This is a genomic window from Streptomyces sp. 796.1, assembly GCF_047525675.1.
Lineage (GTDB): Bacteria > Actinomycetota > Actinomycetes > Streptomycetales > Streptomycetaceae > Streptomyces.
Map to the genome: position 1 here is coordinate 19,762 of NZ_JBLIWA010000077.1, position 26,100 is coordinate 45,861.

At 69.2% G+C, this 26,100-nt stretch carries 17 protein-coding genes; 14 read left to right on the forward strand and 3 right to left on the reverse strand.

The features are described 5' to 3' along the window. The first annotated feature begins 105 nt into the window (after positions 1–105). From ACMA1D_RS31375 to ACMA1D_RS31395, 5 genes are all read left to right on the forward strand, one after another. A complete protein-coding gene (locus ACMA1D_RS31375; RefSeq protein WP_414727375.1) occupies positions 106–591 on the forward strand; it encodes a hypothetical protein in 486 nt (161 codons plus the stop codon). Positions 592–2,270: 1,679 nt separating this feature from the next. Next, entirely contained in the window at positions 2,271–3,386 is a 1,116-nt protein-coding gene (locus tag ACMA1D_RS31380; protein WP_414727376.1) for a S8 family serine peptidase, read from the forward strand. Positions 3,387–5,025: 1,639 nt separating this feature from the next. Beyond that, positions 5,026–6,279 (forward strand): S8 family serine peptidase, encoded by a 1,254-nt coding sequence (locus ACMA1D_RS31385; RefSeq protein WP_414727377.1) that lies wholly within the window; start codon positions 5,026–5,028, stop codon positions 6,277–6,279. A gap of 87 nt (positions 6,280–6,366) precedes the next feature. After that, a complete protein-coding gene (locus tag ACMA1D_RS31390; protein WP_414727378.1) occupies positions 6,367–6,708 on the forward strand; it encodes a WXG100 family type VII secretion target in 342 nt (113 codons plus the stop codon). Between the two features lie 45 nt (positions 6,709–6,753). Further along, positions 6,754–7,041, forward strand: coding sequence for a WXG100 family type VII secretion target (locus ACMA1D_RS31395; RefSeq protein WP_414727379.1), 288 nt, complete (start codon positions 6,754–6,756; stop codon positions 7,039–7,041). A gap of 273 nt (positions 7,042–7,314) precedes the next feature. Here ACMA1D_RS31395 and eccCa read toward each other — a convergent pair whose 3' ends face one another. Further along, the gene (eccCa, locus tag ACMA1D_RS31400; protein ID WP_414727380.1) at positions 7,315–11,295 is read right to left on the reverse strand and encodes a type VII secretion protein EccCa; all 3,981 of its coding nucleotides are present in this window, start codon (positions 11,293–11,295) and stop codon (positions 7,315–7,317) included. Between the two features lie 175 nt (positions 11,296–11,470). On the opposite strand from eccCa, the gene eccD reads away from it, so the two are divergent. From eccD to ACMA1D_RS31430, 6 genes are all read left to right on the forward strand, one after another. Further along, positions 11,471–12,940 carry a type VII secretion integral membrane protein EccD gene (eccD, locus tag ACMA1D_RS31405; protein ID WP_414727381.1) on the forward strand — a complete coding sequence of 490 codons (1,470 nt, stop codon included), beginning with the start codon at positions 11,471–11,473 and terminating at the stop codon, positions 12,938–12,940. 767 nt (positions 12,941–13,707) lie between these two features. Next, the gene (gene rpsO / locus ACMA1D_RS31410) at positions 13,708–13,995 is read left to right on the forward strand and encodes a 30S ribosomal protein S15 (protein ID WP_030288085.1); all 288 of its coding nucleotides are present in this window, start codon (positions 13,708–13,710) and stop codon (positions 13,993–13,995) included. A 1,086-nt stretch (positions 13,996–15,081) separates the two neighbouring features. Continuing rightward, a complete protein-coding gene (locus ACMA1D_RS31415; RefSeq protein WP_414727382.1) occupies positions 15,082–17,298 on the forward strand; it encodes a polyribonucleotide nucleotidyltransferase in 2,217 nt (738 codons plus the stop codon). Next, complete coding sequence (locus tag ACMA1D_RS31420) at positions 17,298–18,701, forward strand: M16 family metallopeptidase (RefSeq protein WP_414727383.1); 1,404 nt, start codon at positions 17,298–17,300, stop codon at positions 18,699–18,701. The genes ACMA1D_RS31415 and ACMA1D_RS31420 overlap by 1 nt, the downstream gene beginning before the upstream one ends. Before the next feature lie 401 nt (positions 18,702–19,102). Continuing rightward, positions 19,103–19,855, forward strand: coding sequence for a 4-hydroxy-tetrahydrodipicolinate reductase (dapB, locus tag ACMA1D_RS31425; RefSeq protein WP_414727384.1), 753 nt, complete (start codon positions 19,103–19,105; stop codon positions 19,853–19,855). A gap of 5 nt (positions 19,856–19,860) precedes the next feature. Continuing rightward, entirely contained in the window at positions 19,861–20,313 is a 453-nt protein-coding gene (locus ACMA1D_RS31430; protein ID WP_349993571.1) for a hypothetical protein, read from the forward strand. A 716-nt stretch (positions 20,314–21,029) separates the two neighbouring features. Here the strand turns inward: ACMA1D_RS31430 and ACMA1D_RS31435 are convergent. Next, positions 21,030–21,578 (reverse strand): hypothetical protein, encoded by a 549-nt coding sequence (locus tag ACMA1D_RS31435; protein WP_414727385.1) that lies wholly within the window; start codon positions 21,576–21,578, stop codon positions 21,030–21,032. 52 nt (positions 21,579–21,630) lie between these two features. Further along, positions 21,631–21,873: a hypothetical protein gene (locus ACMA1D_RS31440; RefSeq protein ID WP_349993573.1), complete on the reverse strand. Its 243-nt coding sequence runs from the start codon at positions 21,871–21,873 to the stop codon at positions 21,631–21,633. Between the two features lie 312 nt (positions 21,874–22,185). On the opposite strand from ACMA1D_RS31440, the gene thyX reads away from it, so the two are divergent. The 3 genes from thyX (at position 22,186) to ACMA1D_RS31455 (ending at position 25,849) form a co-directional block, all read left to right on the forward strand. After that, on the forward strand, positions 22,186–22,878 hold the full coding sequence (gene thyX / locus ACMA1D_RS31445) for an FAD-dependent thymidylate synthase (protein WP_414727388.1): 693 nt from the start codon (positions 22,186–22,188) through the stop codon (positions 22,876–22,878). Positions 22,879–23,143: 265 nt separating this feature from the next. Beyond that, the gene (gene dapA, locus ACMA1D_RS31450; RefSeq protein ID WP_349993574.1) at positions 23,144–24,043 is read left to right on the forward strand and encodes a 4-hydroxy-tetrahydrodipicolinate synthase; all 900 of its coding nucleotides are present in this window, start codon (positions 23,144–23,146) and stop codon (positions 24,041–24,043) included. Between the two features lie 120 nt (positions 24,044–24,163). Further along, positions 24,164–25,849 carry a ribonuclease J gene (locus tag ACMA1D_RS31455; protein WP_349993575.1) on the forward strand — a complete coding sequence of 562 codons (1,686 nt, stop codon included), beginning with the start codon at positions 24,164–24,166 and terminating at the stop codon, positions 25,847–25,849. Positions 25,850–26,100 lie beyond the last annotated feature (251 nt).

Here is a 26,100-nt window from a genome sequence, read left to right on the forward strand (position 1 = left end):
GGCCAGTAATCGGTGGCGCGGTCACCAATTGCGGCACGGAGTGTCGCTCGGAGTGGCTAGAGTGATACGCGAAGTCATCTACGCCGTACGGGGAGGCGGAGAGAGATGAGTGAGAACCAGCAGGACGGCGGCCGTCACTTAGGCGGCAGGCAGGGCGGGCCGGACCTCGCCCGCGAGGCCGAGACGTTGAGCCACTTCAAGGGCAGGATCGATGAGATCCTCCGCGACCTGGAGGCGTCGCCGGCAGCGAAGGGCAAGATCAGCGAACAGTCGATCACGCGCGCGGCCTACGGAACGGGTTTCAGCGCGGCGGACGACCTCGCGAGCATGTACGACAAGGTGCACAGCCGGTTGGAGAAGTTCTCCCAGACGCTGGGCGAGCAACTGGAAGCGCTGGGCATCGCCGTGCAGATCGCGGACCGCGGCTACGACAGCATCGACGCGCGACAGGCGGCCCGGCTGAAGGAGATCCAGGCCCGCGCGCGTACCGACCACTCGACGACGAAGCAGGACCAGGCCGTCGAGCCCGGGTCGAGCCCCACGGACGTGCCGACCGGCGGCACCGGTGGCTCCGGCTCGGACTTCAGGTAGGAGACGAGGAGGCGTGAGCAACGGGGAGTTCGAGGGGCAGACCCTCGAAGGTTTGCATGCGATGTTGCAGGGTTCCGATCCGGCCAAGTTGGCTGGGGCGGGGAATGCGCTGAGTGATGCGGGTCCGAAGATCATGGAGGTCGGGAGGTACCTCAGGGGCCAGGCAGGCCGAGTCGAATGGCGTGGAGAGGGTGCCGACGCTTTTCGCGAGTGGGTGCATGATTTTGCGTTAGAGGTATCACGGTTGGGCCATTTCGCCAGTGCTGTGGGTGGGCACATGGTGAACGCGGGCCAGGCGTTGACGGAAGCGAAGGCCGCGGTGCCGAAGCCCGTCGATGCGGAGAAGGCGCACGGGGATCCCGACGTCGATAAGGCGCTCATTGCTGACGGTACGACGAGGCTTCAGCAGGCCATTCATCAGATGGAGCGGCTTTCTTCCTACTATCGGGCGGCCCGGGAGGATATGGGGGCGGAGCGGGAGCCGGAGTTCAAGCCATTTCCCATCGACAACCCGGCATACACTCCTGATGCACATCCTGGCAGCGCTTCGAATAGTGGAGGTCAGGCACCCTCGGGGTTGGGGGCGGTTTTTCCTCAGGCTGCTCTGGTGGAGGGCGCGAATCAACGGGCTGCGGGCCCGGCATCCTTTGGCGTGAGTCCTGAAGTGATGCCGGACGGGCATGTGGGATTGGGCCTTGATGGAATGGCAAAGTCGCCGCACTCGGAAGACCGCGGTTTGCAGTCGTTCATGCCCCCTCAGGCCGCGCCAACAGACAGTGTCGAGCAATCGGTGTCTGTGCTTCCATCTCGTGTGACCCCTGCTCCGAAGATCCAGATTCCGAAATTCAGCGCAGACGAGCATGCCCACACGCCGCGTGTGCCTTCCGATGAATTGGAGACGATGATACGGCCAATTCTCCCCGCGTCGGCCCCATCATTACCTCGGTCGCCGGGAATCTCAGGTGGTCGACCTCGTGACATCGGCGACTCACCTTCAAGTTCTCGACCATCGCGTGGATCTGTCGTCGGAGAAGAACGCGCGCCCATGGGGAAAGGAAACGTGCCTGGAGGTACTTCTCCCGGGGGAGAGAACGGTGCAACGGGCCGTCGCGCTTACGGTCAAGCCGGCCCGTATTCGCCAGGTCCCCCGGCTGTAGCCGCGGGCCCCTCGCCGCGAGGTGCGGTTGCTGGCGAAGAGGGGCGAGGAAGTCAGGTTCGGGCGCCGTTCTCGGGCACTGGTGGTGGTGCACCTGCGGGCGGCATGCGTGGAGAGCGAGGGGCCGCTCGTGGCCGGCGGGGGCCGGGGTTGGCTTTCGAACCGGGTGGGACGGCTGCGCGGCGGGGAGAACTGGCGGGCGGGAGTTGTTTTACACCAGGTGGGAGTGGACTGATTCGAGGGGCGAATTCTACCCAGGGATCAGGGCACATACCCCGGCAATCCGACCGCGATGATAATGAGCGGGGCAATAGAAGCGATTGGCCTTTGGGGCGGGATACGGTTCCGCCGGTAGTCGAATAGCCTACTCGCTGCTGACTTTTGGAGAATGCGTGTGATGTCCTTTCGGTTGGGCCGTTGGCGGCACACGGTGCTGGCTTCTGCCCTGGGAATCTGTGTGGGGTTGGGGTCTCAGTCGGTGGCTGCTGACGATTCACGCGGTCGTCAGTGGCATCTCGATGCAATGAGTGCAGAAGAGTTGTGGCCTGTGAGTACGGGCAAAGGTGTGACCGTTGCTGTGATCGACTCGGGAGTGGACCCGGTTCCTGAGCTACGGGGGAGAGTGACGACTCGGAAGAGCTTCGTGGAATCTCCGCCTTCGGATGGTGGAGATGGCAATAGTCATGGTACGTCGATGGCGTCTTTGATTGCTGGGTCAGGAAGTTCGGGTGGTGTACAGGGGTTGGCCCCGGGCGTGAAGATCATGTCGCTGCAAACAAGGTACAGGGCCATAGCATTTGGTGGCGGTGAGAACTGGGGCTCGGCTATTCGATACGCCGCAGATCACGGAGCACGCATTATCAACTTGTCGCAGACTGCAACGGGAACGCTTGACCGGCACAAGCAGCAGATAGAAGACGCTGTCGAATATGCTACCAAGAAGGGCTTGGTGATTTTTGCAGCGACAGGAAATGATGGCGATAAGGGTAATGCTCCTAAGTACCCCTCCGCCTTCCCCGGAGTCGTAGGAGTCGGGGCAGTTGACCAGTCGGGCAAGGTGGCTCGCTTCTCCACTTACGGGCCGCAGGTGAAATTCGCTGCTCCTGGCGTGGATATTCCTAGCAGGTGTGTGAATGTTCAGGAGATGTGCCAAAACTCTGGCACCAGCGCCTCCACAGCACTTGCCTCCGCCTCGGCAGCTCTGATTTGGTCCAAACATCCGACCTGGACGGGTAACCAGGTCCTTCGCGTGATGATGCAGACGGCGAGTAAGCCGAAGGGGAAGGTGCCTAGTCCGTATATCGGGTACGGGATTATTCGGCCCGGACAGGTGCTGATCGACGGGAAGGGTGATCCGGGCGATCCCGATGTCAATCCGTTGTTGCCGCAGGAGGGCGAAAGGGAGGCAGGTTCTGGGAGTGGCTCGTCGTCAGCTCAGTCCGTGCCGCCGAGTAGGAGCGTTGAGGGCGGGGCTCACCCGGAGGGTGTTCGGCGTGCGGTGAAGGGGACTGCGTCTGATGGAGATGGTGGCGGGGATTCTGGGTTCTTGTGGGTTCTGCTGGGTGGTGGAGGCATTGCGGCAGTCGCCGCAACGGCATTCTTTTTCGCGCGAGCCCGTAGGTCGCAGTCGGCTCTGTAGTCAGTGAATATGGGTAGTAAGGATTGGAGAGGCTGCCGTTGTGGGTGGCTTCGCCGCGGTAATCAGAAAGGAGATGGGGATGGGGAGCGGGGAGTTCGATGGGCAGACTCTCGAAGGTTTGCATGCGATGTTGGCTGGTGCTGATCCCGCGAAGTTAGCTGGGGCGGGGAATGCGCTGAGTGATGCAGGGCCGAAGATTATGGAGGTTGGTAGGTATCTCAGGGGGCACGCTTCGCGTGTGGAGTGGCGTGGGGAAGCGGCTGAGGTTTTTCGCGAGTGGACACATGACTTCGCGTTGGAAGTGACTCGATTAGGGCATTATGCCAGCGCGGTCGGTAGCCATATGGTGAATGCGGGGCAGGCGTTGGCGGAGGCTAAGGCGGCGGTGCCGAAGCCTGTTGATGCGAAGAAGGCGCATGGTGATCCCGACGCCGATAAGGCGCTCATTGCTGATGGCACGGTCAAGCTGGAGCAGGCGATTCATCAGATGGAGCGGCTGTCCTCGTATTACCGGGCGGCGAAGGAGGATATTGAGGCAACCCCCGAGCCTGAATTTAAGCTACTGCGGGGTGATGGACGGGAGGCTGAAATTGGGACGCCCTACAGGTCTGACTCGGCCTCTGGCGTGCAGCCATCTCCAGCGGGAAGTACCCCGCTCGCACAGGTTTCGGGGCCTGGAGCGGATCGGGGTGTTGGGGATTCGGGTAGTGGGCGGGTTGGGGTTGGGAGTGCGACCACCTCGCGTGTAGGCATGGGGCTTGATGCTTTGGAGGGGGCGCCTTCGGTCGGTCGTGATGCGACCTCGGTGGTTGTACCTCCTGGGGAGGCGGCGCGGTCTTCAGAGCAGGGGCTTCCCCTGCTGCCCAGCCGTGTGGAGGCTCCGCCTGCGTATCGGCGGCCGAGCCTCCCAGGGGTGCCTGAGGTTGATGAGCAGCGTCCTCCGGTGCTGCCTTCGAGGTCTTCCGAGGGCCCTGTCAGGCAGGTGCGGTCGGCTGCGGGGGTGGATCGCCGTAACTTGACTGATCTGCCGGGCATTTCAGGTGGGCGTCGGCAGGGGGCGGGTGGTGTGTCGGATGTGGGGCGGTCGTCGCGCGGGTTGGTTGTGGGGGAGGAGTCGGTGGCTACGGGGCGGGGTGTTGCGAGGGGCGGAGTGCCGTCGGTGGGGAGCGTGCCGCCGGCGGTTAGTGGTGGAGGGCCGCATGGTGGTGGCCACAGTAGGCCGCAGGCGCCTCGTGTAGGGGCGCCGCCTGCGGCGGCGAACTCGCTGCGTGGGGTTGCTGGTGAGGAGCGGAGTGGTCCCGTCCGTGGGCCGCTTTCCGGTGTAGCTGGCGGCATGCCGGTCGGTGGCCCGGGAAGCACGGGAGAGCGCGGGGGTAGCAGACGAGGGCCAGGCCTGGCCATGGAGCCGGGAGGTACGGCAGCTACGCACCGAAATGGCTCAGCACGTGATGCCGAATTCACGCCTGGGGGAGCGGGGTTGATTCGAGGATCGGGCACGACGTCAGCATCTCGGGGTGGTCGTCGGAGGTCGCGAGAAGAGCGGAAGGGCGAAGGTCCTGAATGGCCCCTAGGGCGTGACACCGTTCCACCAACCGTTGAATAGAGTGGCCCTCCGTCACGACCAGGAGAATAGGCTTAGATGTTACTTCTGCTGACCCGTTGGTGGCGATGTGCGACCCATCTGATTCTGCTCGTAGGGATTGGGGTGGCTTTAGGGATTCCGCCAGCCGTGGCGGACGACTTTCAGCAGCGGCAATGGCATCTTGACGCAATGTCGGCCAGGGAGCTCTGGACGGTAGCTACCGGTAAGGGAGTTACTGTCGCCGTCGTTGACTCCGGAGTCGACCCGGTGACTGAACTACGTGGACGGGTCGTCGGCAGTAAGAACTTTGCCGGTGAACCGCCGCCAGACGGTGGTGATGGGAACGGCCATGGAACGCTCATGGCCTCACTCATTTCGGGTACGGGGGCTTCGGGTGGTGTGCAGGGTTTGGCCCCCGGGGCGAGCATTATTTCCTTGCAAACCGGCTATCGGAATCATTCAGTGTTCGATTTCTCGGTGAAAACCTGGATCCGTTCCATTAAGTATGCTGCGGACCACGGGGCGCGGATTATTAACTTCTCGCAAGGGGTTTCGGACCTGTCGAGCAGTGAGCAGCAGAGCTTGCACGAGGCGGTAGCTTATGCCCTTAGTAAGGGTTTGCTGATCTTCGCGGCAACGGGCAACAGCGCTAAGGAAGGTAACGTCGCAGGCTACCCAGCGAGTAGCCCTGGGGTGGTGGGTGTCGCTGCCGTCGATCGCGCGGGGAAAGTCGCCAGATTTTCGAATTTTGGGCCTCAAGTCAAACTCGCAGCCCCTGGAGTGGACATCCCGGCCAGGTGCGACAACGGCCAGGGCCTCTGTAGGTCGGAGGGCACCAGCGCCGCCACCGCCCTGGCCTCCGCCTCTGCCGCTCTCATCTGGTCCAAGCACCCGACGTGGACTAATAACCAGGTCCTCCGCGTGATGATGCAGACGGCGAGTAAGCCGAAGGGCAAGGTGCCGAGCCAGTACATCGGGTACGGGATTATTCGTCCCGGTCAGGTGCTGATCGATGGCAAGGGAGACCCGGGGGAGCCCGATGTCAATCCGCTGATGCCGCGGGAGGCGGAAAAGGGGAAGGAGGAGAAGCCGGCGGAGCGGCCAACTCCCGTCGCGACGGCGCCGAGTGGGGAGGCCACTCGGAGAGCTGAATCCGAAGATGCCCACCGTGCTGTCGACGGGCTTGCTTCCTCGGGAAGTGGGGACGGGGGCTCCGGGTTTTTGTGGCCGGCGTTGGGCATGGGGGGCGGTGTGGTGGTGCTGGGCGCGGTCGTCTTTTTCGTACGGCGCCGCCCTCAGTCGAGTGCCTAGCTCGCGGATGCCAGTCGTACGGTCGTACAGCGCGAACGAAAAGCAGAAACGCACAGTAAGAGCACGTCCAACGGAGGGGAATGCGTAATGGCTGGAAACCTGAAGGTAACCGAGGCCGAGCTCACGCAACTGATCACTGACTTGGATTTGATGGAGAGCTCGCTGGAGACCAAGATCCGGTCGTTGAACGGCGTGGTGGACCGGATCGAGTCGGGGTGGAAGGGCTCGGCTGCCGGCGCGTACAACCAGTTGCAGAGCGGTGTGAACCTGCACGCCCGGAAGATTCGGGAGCTGCTGGTTCTCATCGAGCAGGCAATGAAGATGAGCCGCGACGGGTTCTCGCAGCAGGAACTGGACCAGTTGCAGAAGTTCAAGAACATGCAGGGCGGCGAGGGCGGCGGCCAGAGCCGCATTCTCGACATGGCCTGACCGGCGAGAAGCCGTAAACCGTAGAACCGAAACCAAGGAGAGAAGATGTCGCTTCTCGTCACGTACGAAACCGTGACCACCGCCGCCAACGACGTCCGTACGACGGCGAACACCCTGAAGACCGAGCTCGACGAACTGCACCGGCGCGTGGAGCGGGTCGTCGCCACCTGGGAGGGTGACGCGCAGGTCGCCTTCCACGAGACCCAGACGCAGTGGAACACCTCCGTCAACGAGCTGACGAGCACGCTGCACCAGATCGCGCGGGCGCTCGACGACGCCACCGAGGGGTACCGCGCCACGGACAAGGCAGCCGCGGCCCAGTTCCGCATGTGAGACCCGTGCGGGCGTGACCCTGGAGCGCCGAAGGGCCCGCACGGTACGGCCGCTGGCCCGGCGGGTCCGATGGGGCGTGGGGCCTGGGCGCGTGGCGTACGTGTGTGGCGTACGCGGGCGGAGCCCGGAGCCGTAGGAGAAGGCCGCAGGAGAAGACCGTGCGGGGTGGGGGCCGGACATCCGGCCCCCACCCCCCCCCCCCCCCCCCCCCCCCACCGTCATGTGCGAGCCTCCCCGGCGTCTGGCTGCCGCGCAGGCCCGTCCGGCCGTGGCTCAGTTCTCCGGCAGCCAGCCCAACTGGACCAGTGGGGTACCTCGGCGGCGCGAGACGAAGACGCCCCGGCCGGGAGGCAGGGCCCGCGGGCGCACGCTGCCCAGGACCTCCCCCTCGGCCCGGTCGCCCGAGAGGACGACGCCCTGGGCACCGAGCTCCTTGATGCGCTGCATGAAGGGCTCGAAGGACGAGCGGGAGGCCCCCGCCGAGTTGCGCGCGATGATGAAGCGGATGCCGACGTCGCGCGCGAACGGCAGATGCTCGGTGAGCCCGCCCAGTGGGTTCCCGCTGCTGGTGGAGACGAGCTCGTAGTCGTCGATCACGACGAACAGTTGCGGCCCCGTCCACCAACTGCGGTCCCGTAGCTGCTGCGGGGTGACGTCGGAGGTCGGTGCGCGCCGTTCCATCACGGTCGCGATGGCGTCCATGTGGGTTTGCAGGGCGGTGGCGACCGGCGCGTACTCCAGCAGGCGCTCCGCGGGGACCGCGTCGAGCAGCGAGCGGCGGTAGTCGCCGACGACGATCATCGCTTCGTCCGGCCCGTACCGCTCCGTGATCTGCTTCGCGAGCAGACGCAGCAGCGCCGTCTTGCCCGATTCGCTCTCACCGAAGACGAGGAAGAACGGATCGGTCTCGAAGTTGACGTACACCGGCTCCAGGTTGGTCTCGTCGATGCCGATCGCGATGCCCTGCTGGGGGAACTCGAAGCCCTTGGGGAGCCGGTCGGAGGGGAGCCGGCGGGGGAGGAGCCGGACCGCGGGCGCGTGCGGGCCCGACCAGTGCGTGGTGACGCCGCGCACCAGCGCCGCTGTGGCGTCGGCGAGGCCGACCGGATCGCTGATCGCGTCCACGCGCGGCTGCGCCGCGATGAAGTGCAGCTTCTCGGGCACCTGGCCGCGGCCGGGGACGCCGGCCGGAACGTTGACGGCGACCTTGCGGTCGAACTCGGAGTCCAGCGCGTCACCGAGGCGCAGTTCGAGCCGGCTGAGGAGCTGGTCCTTGAGGTTGGCCCGGAGCTCCATGTACCGCGACGCGGTGATCACGACGTGGATGCCGTACCCCAGGCCGCGGGCCGCGATGTCGGTGACGACGCCCTCCAGCATGTCGTACTCCTGCTTGAACGCCCCCCAGCCGTCGACCAGCAGGAACACATCGCCCCACGGCTGGTCCGGGAGGTGCCCCGCGGCGCGCTGCCGGCGGTAGGAGGCGATGCCGTCGATGCCCTGGGCGCGGAAGTACTCCTCGCGGCGCGCGAGCACGCCCGCGACCTCGGCGACGGTGCGCCGCACCCGCTCCGGGTCCAGCCGCGAGGCGACCCCGCCCACATGCGGCAGGTCCGCGACGGCCGTCATGCCGTTGCCACCGAAGTCGAGCCCGTAGAACTGCACCTCCTGCGGGGTGTGGGTGAGCGCGAACGAGGCGATCAGCGTGCGCAGCAGCGTGGACTTGCCGGACTGCGGGCCGCCCACCACCAGCAGGTGGCCGGCGGCGCCGGAGAAGTCGCGGTACAGCACCTCCCGGCGCTGCTCGAAGGGCTTGTCGATGAGGCCGAGCGGGACGGTGAGGCCCCCCGCGCGCTGGTACCCGCCCGCGTGCAGGCCCCGTTCCGGCGCGGTGGCCAGCGGCGGCAACAACTGGTCCAGCGGCGGCGCCTCGTCCAGCGGCGGCAGCCACACCTGGTGGGCCGGCTGCCCCTGCCCCTCCAGCCGGCGCACGATCACGTCGAGCACCGTGTCCACCAGCGGGTCCTCGCCCGTACGTGGCCCCGCGGGCGAGGTCTGCGGGTCCGGCGGGCCGTAGCTGATCGGCACCGGGGCGGCCGTGAACGGCACCGGGCGCCGCTCGATGGGCAGCGGCCCGTCCGGGGACGCGGTCACGGCCGTGCGGTACGCGCCGGAGACGTACGCCGCCTTGAACCGGGTCATCTGCTCCGTGCCGAACTTCAGGTACCCGGAACCGGGGACGGACGGCAGGTGGTAGGCGTCCGGCACGCCCAGCGCCGTACGGGACTCGGCCGCCGAGAACGTGCGCAGGCCGATCCGGTACGACAGGTAGGTGTCCAGGCCGCGCAACCGCCCCTCCTCCAGCCGCTGCGAGGCCAGCAGCAGGTGCACGCCCAGGGAGCGGCCGATGCGGCCGATCTGGATGAACATGTCGATGAAGTCCGGCTTGGCGGACAGCAGTTCGCTGAACTCGTCGATCACCAGGACCAGCGAGGCCAGCGGCTCCAGCGGGGCGCCCGCGGCGCGCGCCTTCTCGTAGTCGTGGATGTTGGCGAAGTTGCCGGCGGCGCGGAGCAGTTCCTGGCGGCGCTGTAGCTCACCGCGGATGGAGTCGCCCATCCGGTCGACCAGGGTCAGGTCGTCGGCCAGGTTGGTGATGACCGCCGAGACGTGCGGCATGCGGGACATGCCGGTGAAGGTGGCACCACCCTTGAAGTCGGCGAGCACGAAGTTGAGCGTCTCGGACGAGTGCGTCACCGCGAGCCCGAGGACCAGCGTCCGCAGCAGCTCCGACTTGCCCGAACCGGTCGCGCCGACGCACAGGCCGTGCGGTCCCATGCCCTCCTGCGCCGCCTCCTTGAGGTCGAGCATCACGGGCTGGCCGTCCTCGCCCACGCCGATCGGCACGCGCAGCCGCTCGGACTGGGTACGCGGGCGCCACGTGCGCGTGACGTCCACCGAAGCCGCGTCGCCGAGTCCCAGCAGGTCCGTGAAGTCCAAGTTGGCCAGCAGCGGCTCGTCATCGTCGCCGCTGCCCATGCGCAGCGGCGCCAACTGGCGCGCCAGCGCCTCCGCCGCCTCCGGGGACAGGGCGTCGGGAACCCCCTCGTACCGCACGCCGGCACCCGAGTCCAGGCGCAGCCGCCCCGGTTGCACCTCCACCGAGAGACCGCCGCGCAGTTCGTCCAACTCGCCGGCGACCACCTCGACGACGGTGACGCCCTGCAACCCCTCGGGCGCCGCGAACACCGAGTCCGGCGGGACCATGCCGCCGTCCAGCACGATCACCAGGTGCGGCTGGTCCAACAGCGGCTGGCCGTCGCGGTTGAACCGGGGGCGCCCGTCCAGCCGCCCGGCGAGCAACTCCTCCAGCTCACCCAGGTCGTCGCCGAACAGCCGCTTCGTGCCGGCCCCGTCCACGGAGCCGGACAACTGCGTGTGCGGCAGCCACTTCGTCCAGTCCCAGCGCTGCACCGCGCCCGGCGCCGCCACCACCGCGACCAGCAGGTCATCCGGCGAGTGCAGCGCCGCCAACTGGGCCACCAGCGCCCGCGCCAGGCCGTGCGCGGCGCGGGGCTCACCCGAAAGGGTCAGGTGGTAGAACCGGCGCAGCGAGATCGCCATCGGCAGGCCGTCCAGGGCCCCGTGCACGGCCACGAACCGCTGCATGGCACCGGCCGACAGCGGCTCCAACTCGTCGACCGGCGCGGTGTCGGGGGTGACCAGGGGCGTGGCGAGCTGCTGTGCGCCGAGGCCGACCCGCACCTGCCCGAAGTCCGGGTCGCTGATCCGCCGCTCCCACACCCGGCTCGGCGCGTCGCCCGACGAGCGCGCGCCCGCCTCCGCGACCAGCGCCCACAGTTGGTCCGGCGCCGGGTGCAGGTAGAACTGGGCGTCGCGCTGCGCGCGTGCGGTGCGCCGGATCTGGCGCCGGGTCTGCGCCAGGTACTTCAGGTAGTCCCGCCGTACGTCGGCCAACTGCCCCTGGGTGCCCCGGCGGTAGCGCACGAACTGGGCGACCACCATGCCCACCGTGGAGACCAGCATCAGCGCGCCCATCACGCGCATGAACGGCGGCGTGCCCGGCATGAAGAAGAACACCACCGACGAGCCCATGCCGAGCATCGGCAGGAGCTGCATCAGCACGCCCTCCTGCTGGCCGCGGGGTAACTCGGGCGGCGGTTCGAGCCGCAGCTCCTCCGACGGCACGTCGGAGGGCAGCGCCCGAGGCGGGCGCTTGACGACGATCTGACTCACCGGTCCACCAACCCCCGTAGAACGCCGGCACATTAAGACAAATGAGGACGCATGGTCCCGCGGCGCCGGACTCTCGTTTCGTATGAGTGATCCTACTGACACGCTCTGACATCAAGCTCGGTAGGGTGACCCGGCGCGCATCTGTCCGGCACAGGTCAAACAGAAGGGTCCCTTGGTGAGTTCGACCGCAACGACCGGCTACTGCCGCGTCACCGTCGTTGCTCCCGACAGCCGCATCGACGTCGCCCTGCCCGACGACATCGCGGTGGCCGACGTCTACCCCGAAATCCTCCGGCTGTCCGGCCAGACCCAACCCCCGGGCACGCCCACCGGCTACCACCTGCTGCGCCGTGACGGCACCGTCCTCGACGGGGCCCGCACCCTGGCCGCACAACGCGTACTGGACGGCGAACTGCTCAGCCTGCGCCCGTTCGCCGACTCCCTGCCGCCCGCCGTCTTCGACGACGTGTCCGACGCAGTGGCGACCGCCGTCACGCGCGACCGGCTGCTGTGGCGCGAGGACATGCTGCGCACCGCGGGGCTGGCGGGCGGGGTGCTGCTGCTCGTCATGATGGGCTTCGTGCTCTGGTACGCGGACCCCGAACGGCACTCCATGCACGGCCTGCCGGGCATCGTCGCCGGTGTGACCGCGGTGCTGCTGACGGCGCTGGCCGGGGTGCGGGCGCGGGTGTACGACGATCGCGCGTCGGCCGTCGCGCTCGGTCTCGGCGCCATGCCCCACCTGCTGATCGCGGGCTCCGGGGTGATCGCGGCGGACCCGGGTGAGGGGCCGGGACGGCTCCAGTTCCTCCTCGGCTGCACCTGCGTGCTGGTGGCTTCGGTGCTGCTCGTCGCGCTGACGCCGGACGGGGACGCGCCGTTCGTCGCCACGGCGTTCGCCGCGACGGTGGGGGTCCTCGCGGTGTTCTGCGCCATCCTCGCCGACGCCTCCGCCACGGACGCCGCCGCGGTGTGCGCCCCGGTCGCGATCGGCGCGCTGGCCTTCCTGCCGGGGCTCTCCACCCGCGTCGCGCGGCTGCCGATCGGTTACGCGTCGCCGTACAGCGCGGCCAGCATCGACTTCGACGCCGACCCCGACGACCCGCCCTCACCTGACCCGGTCGACGCCGAACGCATCGCCGCCCAGGCGCGACGCGGGCACGAGCTGCTGCTCGGCCTGGTCGGCGGGTGCAGCGTGGTCGTCATCGGGGCTGCGGCGGTGCTGGGCTTCTCCGACGCGCGGTGGGCACAGGTGCTGGCGCTGGCCGCGGGCGCGGCCATGCTGCTGCGCGCCCGCCTCTTCCGGTACACCGCCCAGGTCGCCTGCGTCCTCGTGGCCGGCATCGCCGCCATCGGCGTCCTGCTCCTCGGGCTGGCCCTGCACACTCCCGAGCACCTGAGGCAGGAACTGCTGAGCGGCGACCGGACGGGCCTGGACGTCCGCACCGTCTGGATCGCCGGCGCCATCGCCGCCGGGACGGCGCTGATCGTGGCACTCGGACTGATCATCCCAGCGAAGGGGCTGACCCCCTTCTGGGGCCGCGTCTCGGACCTGCTGGAGGGCGCGCTGCTGCTGTCGCTGGTACCGCTGTGCCTGGCCGTACTCGACGTCTACAACGAGGCGCGGAGCATGACGAGCGGCTAGCGCAGGCCGCAGCGCCATCACGGAGCCCACCACGCGGCCCCGCACGACCGCACGCGCAGCCCCGCAGCGGCGCCCGCCTGTTGTGGGGCCGCGTGGGGCATGGGGCTTGCGGGTCGCGGCCCCATACGCGCCCAAGCGGCGCCTACGCGGATGCGCGGACGCCCCGTCACGGGGCTTCGCCGCGCGGCCCCGGAGCGGGGCGCCCTACCGCACTCCTCCTCGTCGCCCCGAGCCGAACCGTTGCCCGCTCCTCGCGCGCGAGGCTTCACCGTGCTGTGCCCCGTGTGCGGGGCCTCGCAGCGCTGCTCTTCCTCCTCGCGCTCTTCGCGCGCGTGGTCCGCAGCCCCGTCCCCATCGCCAACCCCCGCGCGCGAGGCTCTCCCGTGCCCCGTGCCCCGTGCCCCGTGCCCCGTGCCCCGTGCCCCGTGCCCCGTGCCCCGCACGACGCCGCGGCGCCCCGTAGCCCCGTCCGCTCCGTGCCGGCACAACCGGTGCGGACTCAGCCGGCACCATCGCGCCCGCCCACCACCAGCCCACGCCGGCTCCCAGCCCCAGCTCCACCTCGCGCCCCCACCCCAGCCCCCGCCCAGCCGCGGTCCGGGCCCTCCGAAGTGGCTGGTACGCTGTGTGACGGCCGTGTGTGTACGCGTTTCCGGAGGATCTGGAATCAGCGCTCAGCGGACCCCGCCTTCCGAGTCATGGAAGATCCCCCGCGATTGAGACCGGGGGCACTCGGTGGCCAAATCGAGATTCCTGAAGGAGTACGCGTGTCGCTCGACGCCGCAACGAAGAAGCAGATCATGTCCGAGTTCGCCACCAAGGAGGGTGACACCGGCTCCCCCGAGGTGCAGGTGGCCCTGCTGTCGCGCCGTATCTCGGACCTGACCGAGCACCTCAAGACGCACAAGCACGACCACCACTCGCGTCGTGGCCTGCTGCTCCTGGTCGGTCAGCGTCGCCGCCTGCTGCAGTACCTGGCCAAGAAGGACATCACGCGCTTCCGTGCGCTCGTCGAGCGCCTCGGCATCCGCCGTGGTGCGGCCGGCGCCAAGTAGTTCGCCGTGGAGGGAGCGGTTCCCGCGACTGGGGGCCGCTCCTTCGCCGTACGGGCACGGGGCGCTCACCCGGAAGGGTGACCGTAACGGGTCTTCCGTACGGCGCCGGGGTTCTGTTCCACCGGCTGACCACGGTGCGCCCCACGGGGCTGGACGGCCGTCACGCGGCCCTGGCTCGTCGAGGCACCGGCGCTGTGTCACCGTCAGGCCGGCACCAGGCCGTGCGCCGGCCGCCCGCACCTGGTGCGACCGGCAGCGGCCCGGTACGGCGACGATGCGGGCGCGGGCCGTTCCTGGCCGAACCGGGCCGACGCCCGCGCGACACAGCGCGTACCCGAGGCTGGTCCCGTACGGCAGGTACGCCGTCTCCCGCCGTACCGCAGTACGGCACAGGGCGCGCCATCGGCCGCTCACCCGGCCGGTGCGGTGGGGCACACATCACCGGTCCCCCTGCATCAGGCGCCGTGGCCAGCGGCAACGAGTGGGGACCTGCGGAAAACCAGCAGACAACGGGCCGGTCGGCGGCCAGAATCAGCAGGGCCCGCGCCGCGCCCCGTGACGACGATCGCCCGGCCGCCCGGGCCCGACCCGATCACCGGGCCCACCGCGGGCCACACGCCCCGCGGGACGGCGCCACGAGTTGCCACGTCCGTGGCGCTGACGAGAACCCCATAGGGTCCCCATCGGGACCCCCACCTAGACGTACGGAGCCGCACCGCGGCCCGTACCCCGCCCCGGCGGGCGCGCTCCCCGCGAGCGGTACGCCCGACGCAGCGGGGACCCGAGGCCACCGAAACGCGGCACCACGTCGCGGCGGCGGTCTCCCGGACGGACGTCTCAGCCGTCGTGGCGACGGCTGAAGGTTTGTAGTCTGGTCCCATAACGCCATAACGAACGAGGGGGAGCGCCCTCTTTCCGCCGAAACGAGGCCGCAGGCGCCGGTCCTCGGTAGTGGCTCCCGGAACTGGCAATTCCGGTGGCTTCGATCGAAGACCGGCCCGGCCGCCGGAACCTAGCGGCACGAGCGCTCCTCCACCCCCGTCCCCCGTCACCCGGACGAGGGACGCAGACGAGGAGATTTCCCTGGTGGAGAACGAGACCCACTACGCCGAAGCCGTCATCGACAACGGCAGCTTCGGCACCCGCACCATCCGCTTCGAGACGGGCCGTCTGGCCCGTCAGGCCGCCGGTTCCGCGGTGGCCTACCTGGACGACGACACCATGGTGCTGTCGGCCACCACGGCTTCCAAGCACCCGAAGGACCAGCTCGACTTCTTCCCCCTGACGGTGGACGTCGAGGAGCGGATGTACGCAGCCGGCAAGATCCCCGGCTCCTTCTTCCGTCGTGAGGGCCGCCCCTCCGAGGACGCGATCCTCACCTGCCGCCTGATCGACCGCCCGCTGCGCCCGTCCTTCAAGAAGGGCCTGCGCAACGAGATCCAGATCGTCGAGACGATCATGGCGCTCAACCCCGACCACCTCTACGACGTGGTCGCGATCAACGCCGCCTCCTGCTCCACGCAGCTCGCCGGCCTGCCCTTCTCCGGCCCCATCGGCGGCACCCGGGTCGCGCTGATCAACGGCCAGTGGGTGGCCTTCCCGACCCACACCGAGCTGGAGAACGCCGTCTTCGACATGGTCGTGGCCGGCCGGGTCCTGGACGACGGCGACGTCGCGATCATGATGGTCGAGGCCGAGGCCACCGAGAAGACCATCCAGCTCGTCAAGGACGGCGCCGAGGCCCCCACCGAGGAGGTCGTGGCCGCCGGTCTTGAGGCAGCCAAGCCGTTCATCAAGGCGCTCTGCCAGGCGCAGTCCGACCTCGCCGCCAAGGCCGCGAAGCCGACCGGCGAGTTCCCGGTCTTCCTCGACTACCAGGACGACGTCCTGGAGGCGCTGTCCGCCGCCGTCCGCAGCGAGCTGGCCCAGGCGCTGACCATCGCCGGCAAGCAGGAGCGCGAGGGCGAGCTCGACCGCGTCAAGGCCGTCGCCGCCGAGAAGCTGCTGCCGCAGTTCGAGGGGCGCGAGAAGGAGATCTCCGCCGCGTACCGCTCGCTCACCAAGAGCCTGGTCCGCGAGCGCGTGATCAAGGAGAAGAAGCGCATCGACGGCCGTGGCGTGACGGACATCCGTACGCTCGCCGCCGAGGTCGAGGCGATCCCGCGGGTGCACGGCTCGGCGCTGTTCGAGCGCGGCGAGACCCAGATCCTGGGCGTCACCACGCTGAACATGCTCCGCATGGAGCAGCAGCTCGACACGCTGTCGCCGGTGACGCGCAAGCGCTACATGCACAACTACAACTTCCCGCCGTACTCCACCGGTGAGACCGGCCGCGTGGGCTCGCCCAAGCGCCGCGAGATCGGCCACGGCGCGCTCGCCGAGCGGGCGCTCGTGCCGGTGCTGCCGACGCGCGAGGAGTTCCCGTACGCCATCCGCCAGGTCTCCGAGGCGCTCGGCTCCAACGGTTCGACCTCGATGGGTTCGGTCTGCGCCTCCACCATGTCGCTGCTGAACGCCGGTGTGCCGCTCAAGGCCCCGGTCGCCGGCATCGCCATGGGTCTGATCTCGCAGGAGATCGACGGCGAGACGCACTACGTCACCCTCACCGACATCCTCGGTGCCGAGGACGCCTTCGGTGACATGGACTTCAAGGTCGCGGGCACCAAGACCTTCGTCACCGCGCTCCAGCTCGACACCAAGCTCGACGGCATCCCGGCGTCGGTGCTGGCCGCCGCGCTCAAGCAGGCCCGGGACGCGCGCCTGCACATCCTCGACGTGATGAACGAGGCCATCGACGTCCCGGACGAGATGTCCCCGAACGCGCCCCGCATCATCACCGTCAAGATCCCGGTGGACAAGATCGGCGAGGTCATCGGCCCCAAGGGCAAGATGATCAACCAGATCCAGGAGGACACCGGCGCCGACATCACGATCGAGGACGACGGCACCATCTACATCGGTGCCGCCGACGGCCCGGCCGCCGAGGCCGCCCGCGCCACGATCAACGGCATCGCCAACCCGACCATGCCGGAGGTCGGCGAGCGCTACCTGGGTACGGTCGTCAAGACCACCACCTTCGGCGCGTTCGTGTCGCTGCTGCCGGGCAAGGACGGCCTGCTGCACATCTCGCAGATCCGCAAGCTCGCCGGTGGCAAGCGCGTGGAGAACGTCGAGGACGTGCTCGCCGTCGGTGCCAAGGTGCAGGTCGAGATCGCCGAGATCGACCAGCGCGGCAAGCTCTCCCTGATCCCCGTGATCGAGGGCGAGGACGGCGACGACAAGAAGGACGAAGCCGCCCAGTGATGCAGCTTTCCCCTTCGGGCGGATCGCACCGTGCGACGGCCCGCCCCTCCACCGAGGGGCGGGCCGTCGCCCGTACCCGGTCCACCACCAAGACCCTCCTCAAGGGCGAGAACGGCATCGGTACGGTGCGTCGCACCACCCTCCCCGGGGGGCTGCGCGTGGTGACCGAGACGCTGCCCTCCGTGCGGTCGGCCACCTTCGGCATCTGGGCGCACGTCGGCTCGCGGGACGAGACGCCGGCGCTCGGCGGCGCCACGCACTACCTGGAGCACCTGCTCTTCAAGGGCACGGAGCGGCGCAGCGCACTGGACATCTCGGCCGCCATCGACGCGGTCGGCGGCGAGATGAACGCGTTCACGGCCAAGGAGTACACCTGCTACTACGCGCGGGTGCTCGACTCGGACCTGCCGCTGGCCATCGACGTCGTCTGCGACATGCTGACCAGTTCGCTGATCGAACCCGCGGACGTGGACGCCGAACGCGGCGTCATCCTCGAAGAGATCGCGATGACCGAGGACGACCCGGGCGACTGCGTGCACGACCTGTTCGCGCAGACCATGTTCGGTGACACCCCGCTGGGCCGCCCCGTCCTCGGCACCGTCGACACCGTCAACGCGCTCAGCGCCGACCGCATCCGCCGCTTCTACCGCAAGCACTACGACCCCACCCACCTGGTCGTCGCCGCCGCCGGCAACGTCGACCACGCGCGGGTCGTACGCCAGGTCAGGGCTGCCTTCGACCGGGCCGGGGCGCTGGAGCGGGAGGACGTCACGCCGATGGCGCCGCGCGGTGGCAGCCGGGCGATCCGCACCGCGGGCCGGGTCGACCTGGTCGCCCGCAAGACGGAGCAGGCGCACATCGTCCTCGGCATGCCCGGCATCGCCCGCACCGATGACCGGCGCTGGGCGCTCGGCGTGCTCAACACGGCGCTCGGCGGCGGCATGAGCTCGCGCCTGTTCCAGGAGGTGCGGGAGAAGCGCGGCCTGGCCTACAGCGTGTACTCCTACACCTCCGGCTTCGCCGACTGCGGCCTGTTCGGCGTGTACGCGGGCTGCCGCCCGAGCCAGGTGCACGACGTGTTGCGGATCTGCCGCGACGAACTCGACCAGGTCGCCGAGAAGGGGCTCACCGACGAGGAGCTGCGCCGGGCCATCGGCCAGCTCTCCGGCTCCACGGTGCTGGGCCTCGAAGACACCGGCGCACTGATGAACCGCATCGGCAAGAGCGAACTGTGCTGGGGCGACCAGATGTCGGTCGACGACATGCTCCAGCAGATCGCCTCGGTCACCGCGGACGACGTGCGCGAGATCGCCCGTACGATCCTGGGCCAGCGGCCCTCCCTGTCGGTGATCGGCCCCCTGAAGGACAAGCAGGCCAGCCGGCTCGACGAGGTGGTGGCCTGACCCACCGCCCCGTACGGCCTGTGACTCTGGTCATGGTCCGTACGGGGCGGTACGGGCAGGTGTGGGGCAGGAGTGGGCAGTGCGGGCCCGACACGGAGCCGCTACGGGGCGGGCCCAGCGCGCTCTGTGGCCCCGCGGCTCCGTCCTCCGTGGCTCCGCACCTGTGGCTCCGTGGGGAGGGGAAGGGGGCGCGCTCTGTGCTCCGTATCCTGCGGGGGTGGGACTTGGTCGTGCCGCGTGGTTCCGCTCCGGCGCTCCGTGCTCCGTCCTCCGCGGACGGAGCCCCCACCGGGGCACCCACCGGTCTATCCGTCCTCGCCCCCCACATCGCCGCCCCGTCCGGTGCCAGCCGGTAGGCCCGCGGCCCCACCCACTCGCCAGAGCGAAGGAAAGCCACACAGATGAGCAAGCTGCGCGTAGCCGTGATCGGAGCCGGAGGCCGCATTGGCTCGGAGGCCGTACGAGCGGTCGAGGCGGCCGACGACCTGGAACTCGTCGCCACGCTGCGGCGCGGCGACCGGCTGGAGACGCTGACCGAGGCCGGTGCCCAGGTGGCGGTCGAGCTGACGAACCCGGACGCGGTCATGGACAACCTGGAGTTCTGCGTACGCAACGGCATCCACGGCGTCGTCGGCACCACCGGCTGGACCGACGAGCGGCTGGCCGGGCTGGGGGAGTGGCTGGCGGCTTCCCCGGAGACCGGCGTGCTCATCGCCCCGAACTTCTCCATCGGCGCCGTCCTCACCATGCGCTTCGCGCAGCAGGCAGCCAGGTTCTTCGAGTCGGTCGAGGTCATCGAACTGCATCACCCCAACAAGGCGGACGCCCCGTCCGGCACCGCGACCCGCACCGCGCAGCTCATCGCGGCGGCCCGACGGGAGGCGGGCAGCCCGCCGCAGCCGGACGCCACGAGCACCGCACTGGAGGGGGCGCGGGGGGCCGACGTGGACGGCGTGCCGGTGCATTCCGTACGGTTGCGCGGGCTCCTCGCCCACCAGGAAGTCCTGCTCGGTGGCACCGGCGAGACGCTGACCATCCGGCACGACTCCCTGCACCACAGCTCCTTCATGCCCGGCATCCTGCTCGGCGTGCGGCGCGTGGTGACGACCCCGGGCCTGACCTTCGGGCTGGAACACTTCCTGGACCTGGACTGAGAACTGTGCGCGCAAAGATCACCTACTTCGCCCTCGCGGCGGTCCTGATCGTCTACTTCGTGCTCGTCGGCAGCCGCGGCGTGCTCCTGATCCAACAGGGCACGCTCCTGACCGTCTCGTTCGGCGTGGGCGTGCTGGTGCTGCCCGCCATCGGCGCCTGGTTCCTGTGGCAGAGCACGAAGTTCGCCCGCTCCGCCGGCCGGCTGGCCAAGGAACTTGAGGCCGAAGGGGCGCTACCGGTCGACGACCTGGCCCGTACCCCCGGCGGCCGGATCGACCGCGAAGCGGCGGACGCGGTCTTCGCCGAACGCCGCGCCGAGACGGAGGCGGCCCCGGACGACTGGCGCACCTGGTTCCGGCTGGCGATCGCGTACTACGACGCCCGGGACACCCCGCGGGCCCGCAAAGCGATGCAGCGCGCCATCAACCTGCACGACGGCCAGCCGGTACGCGGCTGACGCCTCCGTACGGAGCCCCGCCCCGCACGCCTCATGACGGCGACGGCCCCGATACGTGGCCCGGTCCACTCCGCCCCGTCCCCGGCCCCTGTCCCGCCTCCTCCGTCCCACCCACCGGCACCGGTGACGGGGCACGGGGCACGGGGCGCGGGGCGTACGGCCCCGCACGGGGCACGGGGCTGGTGGGGGCGGGAGCGAGCGTGTGGCATGAGGGTGCTGAGGAGCAGGACGCGGAGCGTGGGGTCCAGCCGAGTACGGGGGCGCGAGGTGCACGGGTCGGCGGCGGGCGACGGCCTGCGCGCGCTGCGCCGTACGCTCCGTAGCGTCCCAGACCGCGCTGCTCAGCACCATGCACCGCCCCGGAGACCACCCGCCGCGCGCTGCGCTCCGGGGCGTACCGCGACGCCCGTCGCGAGACCCCGCCCCGCCACACGATTGCCCCGCATCACCGCTGCACCGGGCAGGCAAATCCCAGGCGCCCCACTCGGTCACAGGCGCGAGCCACTTCTACGAGCTGCCCCATGCGCTCCGTGGCGCCCAGCGCCGCGCGCTCCGCAGCGCCCCCACCGGCGCGTCCCACCCGTTTCGTAAGACCGTTTCGTAAGACCGTCTCGCACGCCCCATCTCGCACGCCGCCCCCCGAATCGTGTGCCGGGTCCGCGAGCGGGCTCCCCACCGCACGCTCCGTGGCGCGCGGCCCCGTGGGGCCGTTCCCCCTACGCGTGCTCGGCCGCCCAGGCCTCGACGGCGTCGGCCGCGCGCTCGAAGGCGGGGCCGCGGCCGAGGAAATCGCTGTTGTGGTCCGTCACCAGGGTGCGCAACACGTCCCCGCCCGCCGTCGTGATCACCAGCGCCTGTCCCTGGACGGTACGCGGCAGGCCGAGCAGCTTCACCGGCTGCTGCCGGGTCCGTACGCCACCCACCTGGGTCCAGGCCAGCGTCGTGGTGGACAGGAAGCCGGTGTGCCGCAGCCCGTGCCGGCTCACCCACACGCCGACCCGCAGGGAGCGCACCGCGCTGAGGATGGTGACCGCCGCGATGGCCACGCAGACGCCGGCCCCCGGCAGCGACCCGGCCAGGGCGATGACCGTGGCGGACAGCAGCACGAACGAGGCGAGCAGCAACAGTACGGCTGCCACTCCCACGCGCCACGGGCCCGGCCGGTACGGGCGGCGCCACTGTTCGCGGTCCTCGTACGGCAGGGGCAGTGGCCCGGCCGCCGCCTCGTCGAACTCGCGGTCGGCCGTCAGAAAGGTCAAAGGCACGGGCTCGTCCTCACTCACCAGCACACTCGGCTGTGCGGGGGTGAGGCTACCTTCAGCGCCCGTCGGCCGCCTCGGAGCGGGGTACCTGCTGCGTCGGGTGTGACTGCGTGTCCAGCGACGGCAGCCCGAACAGCAGCGCGCCCACGAAGCCCGCCGCTATGGTCAGCCCGATCAGCGTCCGCCCCGCTATCTGGCCCGGCGTGGAGGGCTCCTTGGGCGGCGGCGCCACGTCGTCACGGAACCGGTCGGCCTCGGCGACGAAGGCGAAGGGCACGGACTCTCGCCGTCGGAACATCGTGGCTGCTCTCCTCAATTTCGGGCCGTGTGCGGCGGTGTCCAGCCGGGCCGGGGCCGATGTCGTTGTCCGGGAAACGCTTGAGCGACCCGATACGTGCCCGTTTCGGCCGCTTACACGAAAATATCAACCGTCGCACCGCCCTCGACCATCAGGGTCCGTTTTGTCGTGCAAGCGTTGTACGGGGCGTATGCGCCTGGACTGTCAGTGCTGCCCCGTAAGCTGGGCGCCGCCCGAGCGAAGCAACTGGAAGAGGGACCCGCAGTGACCGACACCGCCGCGAAGCGCGCTACGGCGAGTTTCCGCAGTGACATGACCGTCGAGCTGGTCAAGCACAGCGCCGCCGACTCCGATGTGCTGTGGGCCGCCCGGGTCTCCACGGCGGGCGAGCAGTCCCTCGACGAGCTCACCAAGGACCCCGAGCGCTCCAAGGGCCTGATCAACTACCTGATGCGGGACCGGCACGGCAGCCCCTTCGAGCACAACTCGATGACCTTCTTCATCAGCGCCCCGATCTTCGTCTTCCGCGAGTTCATGCGGCACCGCGTCGGGTGGTCGTACAACGAGGAATCGGGCCGCTACCGGGAGCTCCAGCCGGTCTTCTACGTCCCCGACGAGTCCCGCAAGCTGGTGCAGGAGGGCCGCCCCGGCAAGTACCGGTTCGTCGAAGGCACCCAGGCCCAGCAGGAGCTCACCGGCAAGGTGATGACGGACGCCTACGCGCACGCGTACGAGGCGTACCAGGAGATGCTGGCCGCCGGCGTCGCCCGCGAGGTGGCCCGTGCGGTGCTCCCCGTCGGCCTGTACTCCTCGATGTACGCGACGTGCAACGCGCGCTCCCTCATGCACTTCCTCGGCCTGCGCACCCAGCACGAACAGGCGGCCGTGCCGTCCTTCCCGCAGCGCGAGATCGAAATGGTGGGTGAACTCATGGAGGTCGAGTGGGCCCGGCTGATGCCACTCACCCACGCTGCGTTCAACGCCAACGGCCGGGTCGCCCCCTGAGCCCGAAGGCCGCCCCAGGCGCCCCGCGGCGGGGTTCCAGCCCTAGCGATCTGTCCAGATTGCGACTTTTGAGCCTATTCATCTAGGCTGACCAATGGGCCCGGCACTGTCTGAACCCCCGAGCAGGCAGTGCCGGTGCCTCCCCTCTGATGTCCCGTCGCGGTGCAAGTGTGACCTTCTCGCGTTGCATTTCGCTCGGGTTTGTCCGACACCGACCGTCCCCCGAGGGAGCACGCCAGGGTGTGCTGCGAGTAGCGTGGTGCCCATGGCTCCGACTTCCCCATCGCAGACCCCCTTCGGGCGCGTGCTGACCGCCATGGTCACGCCGTTCACGGCTGACGGCGCGCTCGACCTCGACGGCGCCCAGCGCCTCGCCGCCCACCTCGTGGACGCGGGCAACGACGGCCTCATCATCAACGGCACCACCGGCGAGTCACCCACGACCAGCGATGCGGAGAAAGCCGAGCTCGTACGAGCCGTCGTCGAGGCGGTGGGCGACCGGGCGCACGTCGTCGCCGGGGCCAGCACCAACGACACCCGGCACAGCGTGGGCCTGGCCCGCGCCGCAGCCGCGGCCGGCGCACACGGCCTGCTCGCCGTCACCCCGTACTACAGCAAGCCGCCGCAGGAGGGTTTGCTCCGGCACTTCACGGCCATCGCCGACGCGACCGAGCTGCCCGTCATGCTGTACGACATCCCGGGCCGCAGCGGAGTCCCGATCAGCACCGAGACCATCGTCCGGCTCGCGGAGCACCCCCGCATCGTGGCCAACAAGGACGCCAAGGGCGACCTCGGCCGAGCGAGCTGGGCCATCGCCCGCTCCGGCCTCGCCTGGTACTCGGGCGACGACATGCTGAACCTCCCGCTGCTCTCGGTCGGCGCCGTCGGCTTCGTCTCCGTCGTCGGCCACCTGGTCAGCCCCGAGCTGCGCGCCCTCCTCGACGCGCACCTGACCGGGGACGTCGCCAAGGCGACCGAGATCCACCAGCAGTTGCTCCCGGTCTTCACCGGCATGTTCCGCACCCAGGGCGTCATCACCACCAAGGCCGCGCTCACCCTCCAGGGGCTGCCCGCCGGCCCGCTCAGGCTGCCGCTCGTCGAGCTGTCCGCGGAGGAAACCGAGCAGCTCAAGCGAGATCTCGCCGCCGGTGGGGTACAGCTCTAACCACAGACTTCACAACCGAATATCGGCCCTTTGCAAGTGCACGAATGACACCCGCGCCACGTGCCTCTCTGCGCCCCAGTGGAGCAGAGGACATGTGGCGCGCGTGGTAAGGAGAGTCTTTTGAGTCATCCGCATCCAGAACTCGGCCCGCCCCCGAGGCTCCCCAAGGGCGGCCTGCGCGTGACCCCGCTCGGCGGTCTCGGCGAGATCGGCCGCAACATGACCGTCTTCGAGTACGGCGGACGGCTGCTGATCGTCGACTGCGGAGTGCTCTTCCCCGAGGAGGAGCAGCCCGGAGTTGACCTGATCCTGCCGGACTTCACGTCCATCCGTGACCGCCTCGGCGACATCGACGGCATCGTCCTCACGCACGGGCACGAGGACCACATCGGCGGGGTGCCGTATCTGCTCCGCGAGAAGCCCGACATCCCGCTGATCGGCTCCAAGCTGACGCTGGCGCTGATCGAGGCGAAGCTCCAGGAACACCGCATCCGGCCGTACACGCTGGAGGTGACCGAGGGGCACCGGGAGCGCATCGGCCCCTTCGACTGCGAGTTCGTCGCGGTCAACCACTCCATCCCGGACGCGCTCGCGGTCGCCATCCGCACCCCGGCGGGCATGGTCGTGCACACCGGCGACTTCAAGATGGACCAGTTGCCGCTGGACGGTCGCCTCACCGACCTGCCCACCTTCGCCAAGCTCGGCGAGGAGGGCATCGACCTGCTGCTCTCGGACTCCACCAACGCCGAGGTGCCCGGATTCGTCGCCCCCGAGCGCGACATCTCGGGCGTGCTGCGCCAGGTGTTCGCGAGCGCCGAGCGGCGCATCATCGTGGCGAGCTTCGCCAGCCACGTGCACCGCATCCAGCAGATCCTGGACGCGGCACACGAGTACGGCAGGCGCGTCGCCTTCGTCGGCCGCTCGATGGTCCGCAACATGGGCATCGCCCGCGACCTGGGCTACCTGCGGGTTCCGCCGGGGCTCGTGGTGGACGTACGGGCGCTGGACGACCTGCCGGACGACGAGATCGTGCTGGTGTGTACGGGCTCGCAGGGCGAGCCGATGGCCGCGCTCTCCCGGATGGCCAACCGGGACCACCAGATCCGCATCGTCCAGGGCGACACGGTCATCCTGGCGTCCTCGCTCATCCCGGGCAACGAGAACGCGGTGTACCGGGTGATCAACGGCCTCACTCGGTGGGGCGCCAACGTCGTCCACAAGGGCAACGCCAAGGTGCACGTCTCGGGCCACGCCTCGGCGGGCGAGCTGCTGTACTTCTACAACATCTGCAAGCCGCGCAACCTCATGCCGGTGCACGGCGAATGGCGGCACCTCCGGGCCAACGCCGAACTCGGTGCGCTCACCGGAGTGCCCAAGGACCGGGTGGTCATCGCCGAGGACGGTGTGGTGGTCGACCTGGTCAACGGCATCGCCAAGATCGTCGGCAAGGTGCAGGCGGGATACGTGTACGTGGACGGCCTCTCGGTCGGCGACGTCACCGAGTCCTCGCTCAAGGACCGCCGGATCCTCGGGGACGAGGGCATCATTTCCGTCTTCGTGGTGGTGGACAGCACCACTGGCAAGATCGTCGGCGGCCCGCACATCCAGGGCCGGGGCACCGGCATCGACGACTCGGCCTTCAGCGCCGTGGCGCCGAAGATCGAGGAATCCCTGGCCAAGGCCGCGGCCGATGGCGTGGGCGAGCCCCATCAGCTCCAGCAGTTGGTGCGCCGTGCGATCGGCAAGTGGGTCTCCGAGAGCTACCGCAGACGCCCGATGATCCTCCCCGTGGTCGTCGAGGTCTGACGCCCCTGCCGTACCCGGACGGCCGCACCCGAGCTCGATTTGCCTCGGGGCGCGGCCGTCCAGTACGTTTACGGCTCACCTGAACGGGGAACCCGCGGTCTTCGTGTCGCGGAAGAACCAAAAGTGAGGGTGGGAATTCGACCCGGCAGAATCTGCTAAAGTCGGAATCACGCCGAAAGGCAAAAGGCCTTCCAATGGCCACCGGAAACGAAATTCCGACCGGAAACGGTAGGGAAAAGGATCTGGTAAGG